Source organism: Vibrio sp. D417a (assembly GCF_030248595.1).
Taxonomy (GTDB): Bacteria; Pseudomonadota; Gammaproteobacteria; order Enterobacterales; family Vibrionaceae; genus Vibrio; species Vibrio alginolyticus.
On sequence record NZ_JAHGAM010000052.1, the window covers coordinates 1 to 1,117 of the forward strand.

General features: G+C 40.6%; 1 protein-coding gene. It reads right to left on the minus strand.

The genetic code is table 11. The features are described 5' to 3' along the window. Positions 1 to 678: 678 nt before the first annotated feature. Positions 679 to 1,086 (minus strand): hypothetical protein, encoded by a 408-nt coding sequence (locus KI742_RS23200; protein ID WP_285386361.1) that lies wholly within the window; start codon positions 1,084 to 1,086, stop codon positions 679 to 681. Positions 1,087 to 1,117: the final 31 nt, after the last annotated feature.

Below are 1,117 nucleotides of genomic sequence, written 5' to 3' on the forward strand. Positions count from 1 at the left end.
CTCCTAGAGCATAACGCCCTGTTAAGGTGTGAGCAACGCAATACCGATGCTTCCGCAAACCACCTTAACCACTAAACACAACGCATAGTAAAAATGCCACGCGTTGCGAATCACTCTTAAACAGTTTGTTAAATTCGTTCTAACGTATACATGCCCGATATTCTGGAATTACGAGCTGCAAAGCATCAGCATCCGTAACTGAAAACCTAGATAAACGGCGGACAAACAAAGAACTGTTTCTTGGCTCCTTAAATATCAACCGACTAACAGATCTATATTTGTACTGGTAACACGAAACGTCCTCCGCTAGAAGACGATGAAACAAATGCCAACGCAGGTCGATATCGGCTTGTTGGTCTAACGAACGATTAGTAAAATATTGCTCAAACTCTTCTCGTGTTAGCCAATGATCGAACACAGTGATTGCAACACATTGCCAATCTTCAATGCTCTCGTTCGTTTTATTGTCTAGAGCGGAATAAAGTGATTTGAGGCTACCCTGCCCCCCTTTTGATACATTTCGAAATGCTCTCATAAACCCTCAAGAATTTAACGCCCTGTTAAGGGGTGAGCAACGCAATACTGAAGCCGCCGCACATCACCTTAATCACTTAAACCAACGCATAGTGAAAATGCCACGCGTTGCGAATCCCTCTTGAACAGATTGTTAGCTGTGTACTACAACACTAGCATTAAAATCAAAGGCCCCAAAACTGCAACAACCATCATCAAAAACCAAAGATAAATCATCAATGATAGGTAGAGCGAAAATATCCCTTTTACAGCATTTTCCAGTTCGACACCTTTATTATTCTGTAAAAAGTACGCTAACTCTGCCCTAGGAATGGAGCCTGCAACTTTTCGAAACTTAAGCTTCAAAAGCATAAGACCCATTGAGGTAGGTACACTAAGCATCAACAGATACAACATATAAGACATGAAGGTGTTTTCGGGAGATTTGTTACCTGAAACTATAGCCGCAATAATGATGACTAAGAATAGAGAGGAAAAACCTTTAAATGATGAAAAGACTGAGTCTCGCGTTTTAACATATAGCCAAAATAACGGCTTATCGATTATTTTCATTTGTTTCTCAAACAGCTAACGCCCTGTTAAG

Coding starts and splice junctions, on each gene's coding strand:
- KI742_RS23200 (WP_285386361.1), bottom strand. CDS start 1,086: ATGAAAATAATCGATAAGCCGTTATTTTGGCTATATGTTAAAACGCGA.